The sequence below is a fragment of the Paraburkholderia sp. Ac-20347 genome, assembly GCF_017104805.1.
In the GTDB taxonomy this organism is placed as follows: Bacteria; Pseudomonadota; Gammaproteobacteria; order Burkholderiales; family Burkholderiaceae; genus Paraburkholderia; species Paraburkholderia tropica.
On sequence record NZ_JAAGPN010000196.1, the window covers coordinates 1 to 14,968 of the forward strand.

Annotated in this window: 16 protein-coding genes; 9 read left to right on the forward strand and 7 right to left on the reverse strand. The window is 65.6% G+C overall.

Features of this window, described 5'->3' with window-relative positions; genetic code table 11:
* A partial coding sequence (locus G3N97_RS27920; RefSeq protein ID WP_241030870.1) for an MFS transporter occupies positions 1 to 996 on the reverse strand: 996 nt, incomplete at its 3' end.
* A gap of 234 nt (positions 997 to 1,230) precedes the next feature.
* Between G3N97_RS27920 and G3N97_RS27925 the strand changes: the two genes are divergently transcribed.
* Both G3N97_RS27925 and G3N97_RS27930 read left to right on the forward strand, forming a co-directional pair.
* Positions 1,231 to 2,136 (forward strand): LysR family transcriptional regulator, encoded by a 906-nt coding sequence (locus tag G3N97_RS27925; RefSeq protein ID WP_205996240.1) that lies wholly within the window; start codon positions 1,231 to 1,233, stop codon positions 2,134 to 2,136.
* A gap of 95 nt (positions 2,137 to 2,231) precedes the next feature.
* The gene (locus G3N97_RS27930; protein ID WP_205996241.1) at positions 2,232 to 2,501 is read left to right on the forward strand and encodes a DUF1488 domain-containing protein; all 270 of its coding nucleotides are present in this window, start codon (positions 2,232 to 2,234) and stop codon (positions 2,499 to 2,501) included.
* Positions 2,502 to 2,573: 72 nt separating this feature from the next.
* Here the strand turns inward: G3N97_RS27930 and G3N97_RS27935 are convergent, their stop codons facing one another.
* Positions 2,574 to 2,834, reverse strand: coding sequence for a DUF1488 domain-containing protein (locus G3N97_RS27935; RefSeq protein WP_065059709.1), 261 nt, complete (start codon positions 2,832 to 2,834; stop codon positions 2,574 to 2,576).
* 329 nt (positions 2,835 to 3,163) lie between these two features.
* Here G3N97_RS27935 and G3N97_RS27940 point away from each other — a divergent pair, with 329 nt between their 5' ends.
* Complete coding sequence (locus G3N97_RS27940; protein ID WP_241030868.1) at positions 3,164 to 3,478, forward strand: chemotaxis protein; 315 nt, start codon at positions 3,164 to 3,166, stop codon at positions 3,476 to 3,478.
* Between the two features lie 72 nt (positions 3,479 to 3,550).
* Complete coding sequence (locus tag G3N97_RS27945) at positions 3,551 to 4,894, forward strand: cation:proton antiporter (protein WP_205996242.1); 1,344 nt, start codon at positions 3,551 to 3,553, stop codon at positions 4,892 to 4,894.
* Between the two features lie 38 nt (positions 4,895 to 4,932).
* On the opposite strand, the gene G3N97_RS27950 is transcribed toward G3N97_RS27945, so the two are convergent.
* The 4 genes from G3N97_RS27950 to G3N97_RS27965 form a co-directional block, all read right to left on the reverse strand.
* Entirely contained in the window at positions 4,933 to 5,151 is a 219-nt protein-coding gene (locus G3N97_RS27950) for a hypothetical protein (protein ID WP_065059707.1), read from the reverse strand.
* Positions 5,152 to 5,289: 138 nt separating this feature from the next.
* Positions 5,290 to 5,706, reverse strand: coding sequence for an SRPBCC family protein (locus tag G3N97_RS27955; protein ID WP_205996243.1), 417 nt, complete (start codon positions 5,704 to 5,706; stop codon positions 5,290 to 5,292).
* Between the two features lie 93 nt (positions 5,707 to 5,799).
* Positions 5,800 to 6,606 (reverse strand): 2,5-didehydrogluconate reductase DkgB, encoded by an 807-nt coding sequence (gene dkgB, locus G3N97_RS27960; protein ID WP_205996244.1) that lies wholly within the window; start codon positions 6,604 to 6,606, stop codon positions 5,800 to 5,802.
* 42 nt (positions 6,607 to 6,648) lie between these two features.
* On the reverse strand, positions 6,649 to 7,854 hold the full coding sequence (locus G3N97_RS27965) for an MFS transporter (RefSeq protein WP_205996245.1): 1,206 nt from the start codon (positions 7,852 to 7,854) through the stop codon (positions 6,649 to 6,651).
* A gap of 105 nt (positions 7,855 to 7,959) precedes the next feature.
* On the opposite strand from G3N97_RS27965, the gene G3N97_RS27970 reads away from it, so the two are divergent.
* From G3N97_RS27970 to tehA, 3 genes are all read left to right on the forward strand, one after another.
* A complete protein-coding gene (locus G3N97_RS27970; protein WP_205996246.1) occupies positions 7,960 to 8,862 on the forward strand; it encodes a LysR family transcriptional regulator in 903 nt (300 codons plus the stop codon).
* A gap of 251 nt (positions 8,863 to 9,113) precedes the next feature.
* Positions 9,114 to 10,262: an Ig-like domain-containing protein gene (locus G3N97_RS27975; RefSeq protein ID WP_205996247.1), complete on the forward strand. Its 1,149-nt coding sequence runs from the start codon at positions 9,114 to 9,116 to the stop codon at positions 10,260 to 10,262.
* 161 nt (positions 10,263 to 10,423) lie between these two features.
* Complete coding sequence (tehA, locus tag G3N97_RS27980) at positions 10,424 to 11,431, forward strand: dicarboxylate transporter/tellurite-resistance protein TehA (RefSeq protein WP_205996248.1); 1,008 nt, start codon at positions 10,424 to 10,426, stop codon at positions 11,429 to 11,431.
* Between the two features lie 66 nt (positions 11,432 to 11,497).
* On the opposite strand, the gene G3N97_RS27985 is transcribed toward tehA, so the two are convergent.
* Complete coding sequence (locus G3N97_RS27985; protein WP_065059701.1) at positions 11,498 to 12,664, reverse strand: mandelate racemase/muconate lactonizing enzyme family protein; 1,167 nt, start codon at positions 12,662 to 12,664, stop codon at positions 11,498 to 11,500.
* 136 nt (positions 12,665 to 12,800) lie between these two features.
* On the opposite strand from G3N97_RS27985, the gene G3N97_RS27990 reads away from it, so the two are divergent.
* A complete protein-coding gene (locus G3N97_RS27990) occupies positions 12,801 to 13,784 on the forward strand; it encodes a LysR family transcriptional regulator (protein ID WP_205996249.1) in 984 nt (327 codons plus the stop codon).
* Between the two features lie 265 nt (positions 13,785 to 14,049).
* A partial coding sequence (locus tag G3N97_RS27995) for an MFS transporter (protein ID WP_205996250.1) occupies positions 14,050 to 14,968 on the forward strand: 919 nt, incomplete at its 3' end.

Below are 14,968 nucleotides of genomic sequence, written 5' to 3' on the forward strand. Positions count from 1 at the left end.
GGCGCTGCCCGCGCGCATCAGCAGGAAGCCCAGCCCGATCGTGAAGAGGCCCGCCGGAATCGCGCGCGCGGGCTGCAGGCGCAGCGCGAGGCGTTCGCCGATGGGCGGGAACACGAGCGTCGGCAGCGTGTAGGCGAGCAGCGACAGTCCGGAAGCGAGCGGGCTTTCGCGCAGCACGCTCTGGAAATAGATCGGCAAATAAATGATGAATGGCCAGAAGCTGAAGTTCATGCCGACCGAGCCGAGCAGCGCGCCCGAGAAGCTGCGGATCCTGAAGACCGAGAAGTCGAACATCGGATGCGCGGCGCGCAATTCGATCGCGACGAACGCCGCGAAACTGGCGGCGCTCGCGGCCAGCACGCTCAGCGCCGGGACGCTGAAAAAGCCGATATCCGCGCCTTGCGTGATGGTCCAGACGAAGCCGAACACCGATGCCGACAGCGTGACCATGCCCGCGATGTCGAGCTTGCGCGCCTGCGGATCGCGCGATTCGCGCACGCCGGCGAGCGCGAGGCCGAGCGTGACCACGGCGATCGCCACATGCACCCAGAACACCCATTTCCAGCTCGACAGCGCCACGATCGCGCCGCCCACCAGCGGGCCGAATCCGAGGCCGATGCCGAGCACGATGCCCCACGCGCTGAATGCCCGCGCGCGCGCCGCGCCTTGCGGGAACTGATGCGAGAGCACGGCGACGAGGCAGATGAGCATCGCGCCGCCGCTCGCGCCTTGCACGAAGCGGCTCGCGATCAGCGCCGTCGTGCTCGACGCCAGTCCGCACAGCCAGGACGCCGCGCCGAACAGCACGATGGTGACGACGAACACGCGCTTGCGGCCGAAGCGGTCGGCGAGCGTGCCGGTCGCCATCAGCACGGTCGTGCACGCGAGCGTGTAGGCGTTCATGATCCATTGCATCTGCTTGAAGTCGCCGTGCAGCACGACTTCGAGCGTCGGCAGGATCATCGGCACGCTCGAAATTTCGAGCGAAAAACTCATGGCCGCGAGGCAGACGGCGATCAGCGCGAGGGTGTTCTGGCGCGTCTGCGTGGGGCGCAGCGGGTCGTGGGTTTCGCGGGCGAGGTCCTGCCCGAGTTCGGATAGCTGCATGTGAGGGCTCCAGGGTGAGCGGGGGAGATTCGTGTGTCGTCGAATCGGCTACACTCAGTTTATGGGAATGAAATTCCCGTATTGACGCGTTTGCGTCCCTATCAGGATTTCCCTGAGGAACCAATGAACGACAAACTGGATGGTGTCGCGACCTTCGTACAGGTCGTGGAGGCGGGCAGCTTCGCGCTGGCCGCCGAGCGGCTGAATCTCACGCGCTCGGCGGTCGGCAAGGCCATTACACGGCTGGAAACGCGGCTGGGCGTGCGCCTGCTTCATCGCAGCACGCGCAGCCAGACGCTGACGACCGAGGGGCAGTGCTATTACGAGCGCTGCGTGCGCGCGCTCGCGGAACTCGACGACGCCGAAGCCTCATTCGACATCAGTCGCGCGGAACCGGCCGGGCGGCTGCGCGTGAGCGTGCCGGAGGCGTTCGGGCATTGGTGCGTCGCGCCGGTGCTGCTCGATCTCGCGCGGCAGTATCCGCAACTGCAGATCGATCTGTCGTTCACCGACCGCTTTACGGATCTGATCGAAGAGGGGCTGGACCTCGCGGTGCGCATCGGCGAGTTGCGCGACAGCACCACGCTCGCGGCGCGCCATCTGGGCACGCAGCACATCGTGATCGCCGCGGCGCCCGCGTATCTGGCGCGTCACGGCACGCCCGCCAGTCTCGCCGATCTCGCGGATCACACCGGCATCGCCTATTCGCGCGCCGGCGTGATCGCGCCGTGGGACGCGCGCGGTCCCAACGCGCAGACGCAACCCGTGCGTATCCGCACGCAGATCAGCATGGACGACGTGCAGGCGATCGCCACGGCCGCCATCGACGGTCACGGGCTGGCGTGGCTGCCGTGCTGGCTGGTCGCGCGCCATCTGGCGAGCGGCGCGCTCATGCCGGTACTCGACAGCTATCGCGTGCGTTCGCAGGAGATTTACGCGGTGTGGCCCCAGGTGCGCTATTTACGTGCGAAGACGCGCGTGGCCATCGACGCCTTGAAGGCGCGCATTCCGGAATTGATCGGCACCTGATTCGAACGGGCAACGTGGCGACGGCGACGCGATGGCCTGGGCGCGGAAAATGCTCTTTCGCCCAGCGCGCATAGGGTGCGCTCCTGTGGAGAACCATGTTGCTCATCCATTTCCCATCCGGACCCGCATTCTGGACGACGAACCGGACCATTGCGTTCGCGGCATTCGTCGATGGCGTCGAGGTGATCTGCGAGCTGTCGCTCGAAGCCATAGAGGAGCATTTCGGCGCGAGCCGTTCGCGTCGCGACACCATGATCGCCGCGTTCGACCGGCATCGCAGCCGCATCGAAGCGGTCGCGCAACGCGTCATGCCGCAGCGTCTCGCGGCGGGACGGTGTCCGCTGTTCGCGCGCGATTTCTATTGAGTCGTTTGCATCACGCGAGCGCGGGGAAAGGCGGAGGCGCGCCGCGCGCATCCCGGCGCGCGGCGCGTTGATTCACGAGAAATCGCCGGGTTCGAGCTCGAGCGACTGACCGCCATTCTTCGAGAGCGCGTGCCGTGCCGCGCGCTCGATGGTGGGCCGGTTGGCGTCGAACGCACTCAATAGCGAACTCGACGACGTGCCTTCATTGCCGAAGCGTGTGTTGAGCGCATCCATCGATACGCTGCACCAGACCGGCCTGTCGTCGACATGCGCTTCGAACGCGATGCGTGCAGCCGCCACGCTATGACGTCGATTCGTAAACTCGATTCTCATCTCGATCCTCCGTGAAGTTTGGCGTAATGAAAATGCCCGGCGCCAATCCTCTGCGGATTGGTCGGGCCTGTCTGGCGCAGCAAGGTGCAGTCCTGCCCGGTCCTTGCATGGCTTGCTGCGCGAACACAGGTCTACGAATCGTAGGCCTTTGCGCGGCATGTGTCAGGTTTTATCGATGACGGTAATTTCGACCTTGTCGGTCATTACGTCATTACGTCATTACGTACCGGCGAACGTACGGACGCTGCTCATGATTCGAACCGGGTTCGGCGTTTGCACAGGCCATCGTGTGCGATGTGCAATGCACGACGAACGTTACGGAGGACATCATGAGCAGCACACTCGATCCCGACAATGACAACGCAGGCGAAGAGACGCAACCCGTCGCGCCCGGACACGATATCGAATCGCTCGGACCCGGAGATTCGTCCGATAGCGGCAGCGATACGCTCGGCGCAAAGCGCCACGAATTCGACCGCGATACGGAACTCGACAATCACGCGCTCGAATTGGGCCCTGAAGAAGAGCGCAGCGACACCGACCGTAGCGGCACGGGCGAACGCGCGTCCGCCGACGGCGACGAAACCCTGCGTCCTGATGACGACGTGTTGCCCGATCGCATCGAAGGCCCGGAAGACATCTAGCCTCGACGCATGCATCGACGCCTGATTTGCAGGCCAATTCAACAAGGCAAGGAAAAGGAACACGCACGAGCGATGTCGGAAGAAGCACTGTGGTTTTTGCTGGTCGGCGTGCTGCTGATGGTCGTGGCGCTCGCGCGCGGACCGATCGCGCGTCTGCCGCTCACGGGCGCGATGATTTATCTCGCGGTGGGCGTTGTCGTCGGGCCGGGCGTGCTGGGTCTGGTTCATACCGATCTCGCCGACAATGCGTCCACGCTCGCCGTGCTGGCCGAAGCCGGGCTCGTGATCTCGCTGTTTTCGGTGGGCATGCATTTGCGCGTGCGTCTGCGCGATCCGCTCTGGCGCCTGCCGCTGCGGCTCGGCGTGATCGCGATGGCGATCAGCGTCGCGTTGATGTTCGGCTTCGGACTCGCGATGGGCGCGGCGCCTGGCGTTGCGCTGTTTCTCGCCGCCGCTTTGGCGCCGACCGATCCGGTGCTCGCCAACGAATTGCGCGTGCAGGAAGCGGGCGACGCGGAACCCGTGCGCTTCGCTCTGTCCGGCGAAGGCGGGCTCAACGACGGCGCGGCCTTGCCGTTCGCCTTGCTCGGCCTCGCGTGGTGCGGCGTCCACGTCACGGGCATGGCGAACGCGACCACCTTTGCGCTTTCACTCGTCTGGGGCGTCGCGGGCGCGCTGCTGATCGGCGCGGCGCTGGCCACGCTGTGCGTGCGCCTCGTTTTTCATCTGCGCACGCGTTATGGCGAAGCCGTGGGTCTCGACGGCTTTATCGCCATCGGGCTGATGTCGGTCGCGTATGGCGCCGCGTTGCTGCTGCATGCGTACGCGTTCGTGGCCGTGTTCGCAGCGGGCGTCGCGCTGCGTCACGAGGAATTGCGCGCGACGGGCGAGCGCCGTCCCGCCGAGACGCTGGAGACCATTCAGCTTGGCGAGCGCGTGGAGGCCGCGAAAGATCCGCAGCGTGCACACGTGCTGCTCGCGGAGAGCATGACCGGCTTCACGCTCGAAATCGAGCGCTTCGCCGAATTATCCGTACTGCTGATTATCGGTTGCGTGGTGTCGGCGCACTGGCGCGAGATGCTCGATTGGCGCGCCGTCTCGTTCGCGCTCGTGCTGGTGTTCGTGGTGCGTCCGCTTGCCGTGCTGGTGTCGATGATCGGCGCGCGTGCCGGTACGCGGCAGCGCTGCCTGATGGCCTGGATGGGGATACGCGGCGTGGGCGCGTTCTATTATGCGGTCTGGGGACTGGTCGAAGCAGGCGACGTGCTGCGGCCCGTGCTGCCCGCGGCGCTCGATGCCATCGTCATCTCCGTGCTGCTGCATGGGTCGACGGCGGGCTATGTGCTGGGCCGATATTATCGGCATGAGGATGCGCAGCGTGCACGCGATCGGGCGCGTGGAAAAGCGGCGGCCTGAGCGCGCCGTCTGTCTGATGCGTACGTTTATGCGTGCGCTTATCCGTGCGAATCCACCCACGCGCGGGCCCAGGAGAGCCCGGCGTCCTGCGCTTCCTGCTCGGTGTCGAAGGTGCCGAGTATGCCGGACGCTTCGACCAGCTTGAGGTCGAGCGTGATGGTGCCGCTTCCCGCATAGCGTTCGGGCGCAAGCAGTTCTTCCTGCTGCGCGATGGCATGTCCCCACAGGACATAGCCCTTGTATCGCTCTTGTTCCATCAGCGCGTCGCCTTGCCGGGTGGGGTGGATAGACGACCATTTTAAGGGAAATGGCGTGTCCGCAGGCGGGCGGCGATGCTGCGCTGCGATTTTGCGGAGAAAGCCGCAGCGCGGGGTTATCACACAGTGATCACGCGCTTATCTTTCCGTCAGCGCTTTCAGCCGGTTCAAGCCCGCGCGGTAGAGCACCGAGTAATGCCCAACGAGTGAATCCGCGTTGTGCGCATCGATCGGCTCGAAGCGGCTGGCCCACGTCACGGTCGTCCGGTTGGCGTCGATACGTCGTGCCGACACTTCGGCCTCGTAGCCCGTCACCGGATCGGGGCCTGCGACGATCGCATAGCGGTAGAAGCGCTCCGCGTCGCTGTGTTCGAGCAGCGCTTCGACGATGATCGCGCCGTCGATCGCTTCGAGATGGCGCAGACGCCCGCCGTCCGAAAGCCGCGACGAACGCACGAATTCGAGCCAGCCGGGCAGGCCGTCGAAGTCGCCCAGCATTGCCCAGACCGATTCCACGGGCGCGTCGATATCGACGGATACGCTCACGCTTGCCATCATTTTTCCTTGGAGAATGGGTGTTGCGGGCATCGCGGCGATGCATGCCGCGATGCTTCTAAAGGTGCTTGAATCCGCGCTTGAATCCGCGCCTCAATCCCACTGCGCCGCGAGACCATCGGGGCTCACTTCGCGGCCATTGCGTTCGAGCGCCGCGATCTGCGCCATGTCGTCGTCGCTGAGTTCGAGCGTTTGGGCCAGCAGGTTGCTCGCGAGATTTTCGCGTTTCGTCGACGAAGGAATCACCGAGTAACCGAGCCGTAGCGCCCACGCGAGCGCGACCTGGGCGGGCGTCGCGTGACGGCGTTCGGCGACGGCGCGGATCACCGGATCGCCGAGCACCTTGCCATACGCGAGCGTCATGTACGAGGTCACGTGAATGCCTTCCTGCTGCAAAAATTCAACGAGCTTGCGGCTTTGTAGATACGGGCTCAATTCGATCTGATTCGTCGCGATGTTGTCCTTGCCGACCACGGCAATGGCCTGCTTCGTCAGTTCGATATTGAAGTTCGACACGCCGATCTGTTTCGTCAGACCTTGCTGCTTCGCCTCGGCGAGCGCGCTCATGAATTCGTCGAGCGAGACGCCGTTGTTGGGCGCGGGCCAGTGGATCAGCGTGAGATCCACGGCATCGGTGCGCAGTTTGTGGAGGCTGTCCTTGAGGCTCGGAATCAGCTTCTCGCGCGCATAGTTGTCGACCCAGATCTTGGTGGTGAGAAAGAGATCGTCGCGCGCGACGCCCGAGGCCGCGATGGCTTCGCCGACTTCGGCTTCGTTGCCGTAGATCTGCGCGGTGTCGATGGCGCGATAGCCGAGTTCGAGACCGTTGCGCACCGAGTCGATGACGACCTGGCCTTGCAGGCGGAACGTGCCGAGACCGAATGCGGGAATGTTGCTCATGATGGACTCCGTGAAGTAATCGATTGAAAAAGCAGCGTGAAATCAGCGCGCGGCGCTTGGCGCGGGCTGGCGATTCTGGGCGATCTGCACGAGCACCAGCGCGAGGCCCGAGACCGCGATCAGCGCACCGACCACCGGCACGGCGGCGTAGCTGAAGCCCGCCGAGATCGCCGCGCCGCCGGCCGCCGCGCCCACGGCGTTGCCGAGATTGAAGGCGCCCACGTTGACCGAGGAAGCGAGGCCCGGCGCTTCGGAGGCGGCGCGCATCACGCGCATCTGCAGCGGCGGCACCACGGCGAAGGTCGCGAGACCCCACACGACCACGGCGAACGCCGCGCCCAGATGGCTTTTCGCGAGCAGCGGGAACGCCAGCATGATTGCGACCAGCAGCGTCAGGAACACGACGAGGCTGCCGTTGAGCGAGCGGTCCGCGAGCTTGCCGCCCGCCGCGTTGCCAATCGAAAAGCCCACGCCGACGAGCACGAGCATGGCCGTCACGAAGGTCGGCGAGGCGCCCGTGATCTGTTCGAGCGTGGGTGCGATATAGGTGTAGAGCGTGAACATCGCGCCCGCGCCGAGCACGGTCGTCGCCATCGCCGTGAGCACGGCCGGGCGCGTGAGCACCTTCAGCTCGCCGCGCAGGTTCGGCGCCTGGCCCGCCGCGCCCTTGGGCAGCGCGACGCGCAGGATCAGCATCGTCAGCACGCCGAGCCCCGCGGTCGCCGCGAACGCCATCCGCCAGCCGATGGTCTGACCGAGCCAGGTGGCCGCAGGCACGCCGCCGATATTGGCGATCGTCAGGCCCATGAACATGGTGGCGACGGCGCTGGCCTGCTTGTGGCGCGGCACCACGCTCGCGGCGACCAGCGAACCGAGGCCGAAGAACGCGCCGTGATTGAGACTCGTGACGAGGCGCGCGAGCAGCAGCGTCGTGTAGTCGGAGGCGAACGCCGAGAGCAGGTTGCCGATCGTAAACAGGCTCATCAGCAGGATCAGCGCGCTGCGGCGCGACCAGCGCGAGAGCGCGAGCGTCATCAGCGGCGCGCCGGCCATCACGCCGATCGCGTAAGTGGTGATCAGCATGCCGGCGCGGGGAATCGACACGTGCACGCCCTCGGCGATCACGGGCAGCAGGCCCATCGGCGAGAACTCGGTGGTGCCGATGCTGAATGCGCCGATGGCGAGCGCCAGCAGTGACAGCCAGGCGTGGCCTTCGCGTGCGGGCGCGGAAGTGAGGGGCGGGGTCATGGCGGAAGGGCTCCAGCGGTTTTTTTGAACAGGACGCAGTGTGCCCGCTTTACTTTTGCAGAAAAAGTCGTCTATAAACGAAAGAGTTTTGATTTCAAATCAAGAATGAAAGTCACACTGGATGAACTGCAAGCCTTCGTGAGCGTGGTCGATACGGGTTCGATCACGGTGGCCGCGCATCAGCTCGGGCTGACGATTTCGGCCACCAGCCGCACGCTGGGGCGTCTGGAGGACAAGCTCAGGACCACGCTGCTGCGGCGCACGACGCGGCGTCTCGAACTGACCGAGGAGGGCAGCGCGTTCCTGCGCGACGCGCGGGCGATCATCGCGTCGGTGGAGGGCGCGGAGGAGCAGATGGCCGCGCGCCGCGAACGGCCGTCGGGCCGTCTGCGCGTGGACGCGGCGACGCCGTTCATGCTGCATGTGATCGTGCCGCTCGTGCAGGGTTATCGCGCGCGTTATCCGCAGATCGAGCTGGAGCTGAACAGCAACGAAGGGATCATCGATTTGCTGGAGCGGCGCACGGACGTCGCGATCCGCATCGGCCAGTTGAAGGATTCCACGCTGCACAGCAAGCCGGTCGGACGCAGCCGCGTGCGCGTGCTCGCGAGTCCCGCGTATCTGAAGGCGCACGGCCAGCCGCGCCGCGTGGCCGACCTCGCGAAGCACACGCTGCTGGGTTTCACCGAGCCCGAGGCGCTCAACGTCTGGCCGCTCGCGGGGCCGGATAACGCGCCGTATCGCATCGCGCCGGGCATCCGTTCGTCGAGCGGCGAGACGCTGCGGCAACTCGCGCTGGCGGGCGAAGGGATCGTGTGTCTGTCCGATTTCATGACGGCGCGCGACCGTGGCGAAGGCGCGCTCGTGCAGCTTTTTACGGCGCAGACGCTGGAGGTGCTGCAGCCGATCAACGCGGTCTACTACCGCAATACGGCGATTTCGGCGCGCATTGCGTCGTTCGTCGACTATCTGATCGAGGCCGTGCGCGACAGCGAATTTGCGCGTTGAGTGCGGCGCCTGGGCGGCTTCGTCATCGTTGCGCGCTCAACGCGCACCCTCAAGTCGTGCCCCATTTGGCCGACAAGGAGAAAGGCGCCGCCGCCACGCGCGCGCGCCGCTGCGATCCCTCTGCATTTCATAAAAGGTTGTACATGACGTTTTCGAGCCGAATCCCGCTACCGCTTTTTCGTCGGGATTTACGCCAGGTTCCAAGCCGGGTTTCAAGCCAGCTTGTGCGGGCGGCGCTGCTCGGCGCCGCGATGGTTTCCCTCAGCGCGTGCGGCGGCGGCACGCCCGGCGACGCCGCCTCCGCGAACACCGCCACGTCCAGCACCGCCGTCACCACGAGTCTGAGCGTCACGCCCACCACGCTCGCGCTGGTGGTCGGCAAATCGGCCGCGGCGCAGGCGACCGTGCTGCCCGCGAGCAGCACGATTGTCTGGTCGAGCAGCGACACGTCGATCGCCACGGTTTCGTCGGCGGGCGCGGTGAGTTGCGTGGCGGCGGGCTCGGCCACCGTCAGCGTGAGCACGACCGACGGTCACACGGCCACGATCGCCGTGACCTGCGCGAAACCTTTTTCGATCTACGAGTTCCTGAAGCTCAAGCAATATCAGGACGCGAGCGGCACGCACTCGATCACCGATGCGTGGTTCGAGAGCGAAAGCGTCGCGCCGCTCAACCTGATTTATTCGAGCAAGCTCGTGACGTGTCCGCTATCCAGTTGCACGGACGAATACGACGTCGACAGCACGAAGATCGCGACCGCCGCCGAGGCCGCCGACAGCACCGGCAAGACGCCCGTTTCGCTCGACCTCGAAGTGTGGGACACGAAGCGCTTCTACCCGAGCGTGGCGACGGGCAACGGCCAGACCATCGTCGCGAATCTGAGCGAGGCGCTGCAACTCTTCAAGGCCGACAATCCCACCGCCGTGGTCGGGCTTTACGGCGAGGTGCCGCAGAACACCTTCGGCTGGAGCAGTTCGACCGAGGCGACGTACAGCGCGCTCAATCCGCAATACGCGAGCGTGGCCGCGCTGGTCGATTACTACAGCCCGTCGCTGTACAACTACAACTACGACGGCACCGCGACCGGCGACGCCAACTGGAGTTCGGCCGCAAGCTTCGCCGTGTCCCAGTCGCGCGCGCTCGATACGCTCAACGGCACGTCGAAGAAAGTGCTGCCGTACATCACGCCGATCTGGACCGACAGCGCGGGGACGGAACATCTGCTTACCTACGACCAGATGACCTTCCGTCTCGACGCGTTGCGCGCGGCGGGCGCGGACGGCTGCATCCTGTGGATTTCGAGCAGTCAGGTCGATCCGTCGACGGGCGCGCTGCTTGTCATCGATACGACGTCGGGCTGGTTCAAGGCCGTGCTGGATTTCGCGCAGACGGCTTCCTGACGCAGCAAGGCGCTGTATGGCGTGCGCCTTCGCAGCCGATTTCGACGCTTGAGACGATCGGGCATATTCCTGAGCGCGCGCGGCATTCGCGCCAGACGCCCGCGCCTCTAAAGTCACTCCATCGAACGACGGCATCCGCCGTCTCAAGTCTGGAGTGGGTCATGAACGCATGGATCACCAAGCATGAACCGATGCCGGCGGGCTTTTTCGGCATCGCAGTGGGCGCGCTGGCGCTGGCGGGCGCGTGGCGCGTCGCGGCGAAGCTCTGGGAAGTGCCGACGGCGGCGGCACAGGTGCTGACCGTCGCCGCGCTCGTGGTGTGGGGCGCGATCACGGCGATGTATGCAATCAAGTGGATCGCGCACCGCGAGGCCGCGCGCAAGGAGTGGGCGCACGAAGTGCAGTCGTCGTTCGTCGCGCTCGGCCCGGTTTCGGCGATGCTGGCGGCGCAGGCGATCAAGCTCTGGTCGCCCGACGTCGCGCTGGCCTTGTTCGCGGTGGGCGCGGTCGTGCAACTCGGTGTCGGCGTGATGCTGCACGGGCGGCTCTGGCAGGGCGCGCGCAATGCGGAACTTGTCACGCCGGCGATCTATCTGCCGACCGTCGCGCCGGGCTTCGTGGCCGCGACCACGGCTGCAGCATTCGGTCTGCCCGAACTCGCGATGCTGTTCTTCGGTGCGGGCGCGCTCTCGTGGCTCGCGATCGAATCGATGCTGCTCAACCGCGCCGCGCATGCCGCCCCGACGGCGCCCGCGCTGCGCCCTGGCTTCGGCGTGCAACTCGCGCCGCCGGTGGTCGGCGGCGTGGCGTGGATGGCGATCACCGGCACGGCGGCGCATACGGGTTTGACGACGGGGCTGACCGGCACGACGGGTTTGATCGCTTACGCGCTGCTCGGCTACGGTCTGTATCAGGCGCTTCTGCTGCTGCGTCTGCTGCCGTGGATCCGTGCGCAAGCCTTCGCGCCGTCATACTGGGCCTTCAGCTTCGGCACGGCCGCGCTGCCCACGCTGGCGATGCTGATCGCGCAACGCGGCGCACCGCACTGGGAACACGAACTGGCGTTCGTGCTGTTCGCGGCCTCGAACCTCGTGATCGGCCTGCTGTTCTTCAAGACGGCCGCACTGCTGTGGGACGGCAAGCTGCTGCCGGCGCGCGCGGTGTCCTGATCGAGCGACACGTCATGCAAAAAAGCCTCACATTCGTGAGGCTTTTTTCGTTAAACGCGCGCTTGTTCAGGCGGACAGCTTCTGCATTTGCGCGTAAAGATCGGCCTTGCCCTCGAAGCCGATGCCCGGCAAATCCGGCATCGTGATGAAACCGTTTTCGACCTTCACGCCATCGGGGAAACCGCCGAACGGCTGGAACAGATCCGGATACGACTCGTTGCCGCCCAGCCCGAGCCCCGCTGCGATATTCAGCGACATCTGATGGCCGCCGTGCGGAATGCAGCGGCTGCGCGACCAGCCATGTTGATGCAGCATGTCGAGCGTGCGCAGATATTCGACGAGACCATAGCTCAGCGCGCAATCGAATTGCAGCCAGTCGCGATCCGCGCGCATGCCGCCGTAGCGGATCAGATTGCGCGCGTCCTGCATCGAAAACAGATTCTCGCCGGTCGCCATCGGCTTGTCGTAGTAGTTGCGCAGCGCGGCCTGCAATTCGAAGTCGAGCGGATCGCCCGCTTCCTCGTACCAGAACAGGTCGTATTGCGAGAGCGCCTTCGCGTACTGGATCGCGGTGTCGAGATCGAAGCGGCCGTTCGCATCGACCGCGAGTTTCTGGCCGTCGCCGAGCACGCTCAGAATCGAGTCGATGCGGCGCAGGTCCTCGTCGAGCGATGCGCCGCCAATCTTCTTCTTCACCACCGTGTAGCCGCGGTCGAGATAGCTGCGCATCTCGTCCTTGAGCTTGTCGTGATTCTGGCCCGGATAGTAATAGCCTCCCGCCGCGTAGACGAACACCTTGCGATTCGGCTCGCCGTTGCCGTAGCGGTCGGCGAGCAGTTGAAAGAGCGGCTTGCCCGCGATCTTCGCCACCGCATCCCACACGGCCATGTCGATCGTGCCGATTGCCACCGAGCGCTCGCCGTGGCCGCCGGGCTTCTCGTTGGTGAACATCGTCGCCCAGATTTTGTGCGGGTCGAGATTGTCGCCCGCGTCGTTGACGAGCGAAGCGGGATCGGCTTCGAGCAGGCGCGGAATGAAGCGCTCGCGCATGAGCTTGCCCTGACCGTAACGGCCATTCGAATTGAAGCCGTAGCCGACGACCGGTTTGCCGTCGCGGATCACGTCGGTGATCACGGCGACGAGGCTCAGCGTCATCTTGCTGAAGTCGATATAGGCGTTGCGGATCGGCGAACTGATCGGCAGCGTTTGCTCGCGAATCTCGACGATTCTCATAAGACGGTCTCCTGGATGGATGCGTGGGCGCGCAATGTGGATTGAGCGGTTTAAGCAGAGTGGCGCAATGGGACGTAGCATAGCCGCCGCCGGGCCGCCTATACTTCACCTCAATTCATTTCATTCTTTACCCAAAGTGAGAACTGATTCGACCTCCGACTTCGCGTTCTTCGTGCAGCTGGCGCGGCTCAAGAGTCTCTCGGGCGCGGCGCGCTCGATCGGCATCACGCCGCCGGCGGCGACCAAGCGGCTCGGCATCCTCGAAGAACGCTTCGGCACGCGGCTCGTCAACCGCACCACGCGCAGCGTGAGCCTGACGCCGGAAGGCGAGACTTTCGCGCGTTACGCCGCGCAGATTCTCGAACAGGTGCGCGAGATGGAGGACGCGATGGCCGGTTCGCCCGCCGATCCGCACGGACGCCTGCGCATCAACGCGACGCTGGGTTTCGGGCGCACCACGATTGCGCCGCTGGTGTCGGAGTTCGCGCGGCGCTATCCGCGTGTCGATATCCAGTTCGAGGTGACGGACCGGCCCGTCGATCTGGTCGAAGGCGCGTTCGATATGGCGATCCGTTTCGGCGAGTTGCCGGACCAGCGTCTGCGCGCGCGACGCTTGATGAGCAACCGGCGCTTTCTGTGCGCATCGCCGAAATATCTGGAACGGCATGGCGTACCGCGGCGCAAGGAAGATCTGGTCGATCACCGCTGCATCATTCATACGCAGAACGACGATGCGTCGGGCGTGTGGCGCTTCATGCAGGCGGACCATCTGGAAGCCTTGAAGGTGAGCGGCGCGCTGTCCAGCAACGATGGCGATATCGTGCTGCGATGGGCGCTCGACGGCCACGGCATTCTGATCCGCTCGGAATGGGATCTCGCGAAATACATCCAGAGCGGGCGGCTCAAACTCGTGCTGCCCGAGGTGGTGCTGCCGTCCGCCGATCTGTATGTCTACTATCCGGGCCAGCGCAACGAGTCACCGCGCGCGCGGGCTTTCATCGACTTTCTCGTCAAGCATTTCGAAGCGCCGTTCGTGCCCGTGGACGTGAGTCAGGCCGCGCCGGAAGGCAAGACGACGCGCAAACCGGCGCGTAAAAACGCGGGCAGGGCGAAGCGCTGAATGCACGCGGGGAAGTCGGGCGCGCAGCTTACGCGCGGCTTCCAGTGTTGGCTGACTCGCGCTAACATTCGCGTTTGCGCTGGTTTTTGTGTTTGTGCGTTCGTGAACCGCGACGGCCGCTTCGCTGCACGCGATGTGTCCCTGTCGTCGGACTGTGCCGGCGTCCATGCTGGATTCACCGACGCCGTTCATTGCGAGGCGTCCGCCTCCCGCTCCCCTCATCCATCGTCGGCTGAATGCGCTTCGTTCGGCCGGCTGGCGCTTTATGTCTGAAATCGATTCTCCGCTTCGTCAATCCGCCCCCGATACCTCGCGCGATGCATGGCCCGCCGTGGCCTCGCTCGCGCTCGGTTCGTTCGCTTCGGTGACCACCGAGTTTCTGCCGGTCGGCGTTCTGCCGGACGTGGTGAAGTCGTTCGGCGTGAGCGCCGGACACGGCGGCCTGATGATGACGCTGCCGGGCCTGTTCGCCGCGCTGGCCGCGCCGGGCGTGCTGCTCGTCGGCAAGCGGATCGACCGGCGTACGCTGTTGCTGGCGCTTTCGGTGCTGCTGCTGGCGTCGGCGCTCACGTCGGCGGTGTCGACGCAATTCGGCTGGATGCTGCTCGGACGCGCGATGGTCGGCGCCAGTCTCGGCGCATTCTGGTCGATGGCGCTGGCGGTCGCCGGGCGGCTGGTGCGCGCGGACCACGTGCATTACGCGGCGGCGGCGGTGTTCGGCGGGGCGACGACGGCGATGATCGTGGGCGTGCCGTTCGGCACCTTCGTCGCGGATCTGACCTCGTGGCGCGGCGCGTTTCTCGCGGCGGCGGCGCTCTCGGCTGTCGCCCTGATCGTGCAGATCGTTGCGCTGCCTGCGCTTCCGGCCACGTCCTCGGCGACGCCCGGCGCGGCGCGCCTGCTGGCCTTCGCGCGCAACCGCATGGCCCAGCGCAGCATGGCGACGATCACGCTGCTGTTCGCCGCGCACTTCGGCGCCTACACGTTTCTCGTGCCGCTCCTCAACGAAGCCGGTTTCGCGGGCAAGGACGCGACGTGGGTGCTGCTCGCGTACGGCGCGTTCGGTTTCCTCTCGAACGCGCTCGCGAGCCGCTACGTGGCGCGCAGCCTGCGTCACACGCTGCTCGGCGCGACCGTGCTGATGGCCGTCACGCTGCTGGCGCTGCCCGCGGCGACGGGCCTGC

Coding starts and splice junctions, on each gene's coding strand:
- G3N97_RS27940 (WP_241030868.1), top strand. CDS start 3,164: ATGAGCAGCACACTCGATCCCGACAATGACAACGCAGGCGAAGAGACG.
- G3N97_RS27975 (WP_205996247.1), top strand. CDS start 9,114: ATGGTTTCCCTCAGCGCGTGCGGCGGCGGCACGCCCGGCGACGCCGCC.
- G3N97_RS27950 (WP_065059707.1), bottom strand. CDS start 5,151: ATGGAACAAGAGCGATACAAGGGCTATGTCCTGTGGGGACATGCCATC.
- G3N97_RS27965 (WP_205996245.1), bottom strand. CDS start 7,854: ATGACCCCGCCCCTCACTTCCGCGCCCGCACGCGAAGGCCACGCCTGG.
- G3N97_RS27935 (WP_065059709.1), bottom strand. CDS start 2,834: ATGAGAATCGAGTTTACGAATCGACGTCATAGCGTGGCGGCTGCACGC.
- G3N97_RS27930 (WP_205996241.1), top strand. CDS start 2,232: ATGTTGCTCATCCATTTCCCATCCGGACCCGCATTCTGGACGACGAAC.
- G3N97_RS27970 (WP_205996246.1), top strand. CDS start 7,960: ATGAAAGTCACACTGGATGAACTGCAAGCCTTCGTGAGCGTGGTCGAT.
- G3N97_RS27925 (WP_205996240.1), top strand. CDS start 1,231: ATGAACGACAAACTGGATGGTGTCGCGACCTTCGTACAGGTCGTGGAG.
- G3N97_RS27955 (WP_205996243.1), bottom strand. CDS start 5,706: ATGGCAAGCGTGAGCGTATCCGTCGATATCGACGCGCCCGTGGAATCG.
- dkgB (WP_205996244.1), bottom strand. CDS start 6,606: ATGAGCAACATTCCCGCATTCGGTCTCGGCACGTTCCGCCTGCAAGGC.
- G3N97_RS27945 (WP_205996242.1), top strand. CDS start 3,551: ATGTCGGAAGAAGCACTGTGGTTTTTGCTGGTCGGCGTGCTGCTGATG.
- G3N97_RS27985 (WP_065059701.1), bottom strand. CDS start 12,664: ATGAGAATCGTCGAGATTCGCGAGCAAACGCTGCCGATCAGTTCGCCG.
- tehA (WP_205996248.1), top strand. CDS start 10,424: ATGAACGCATGGATCACCAAGCATGAACCGATGCCGGCGGGCTTTTTC.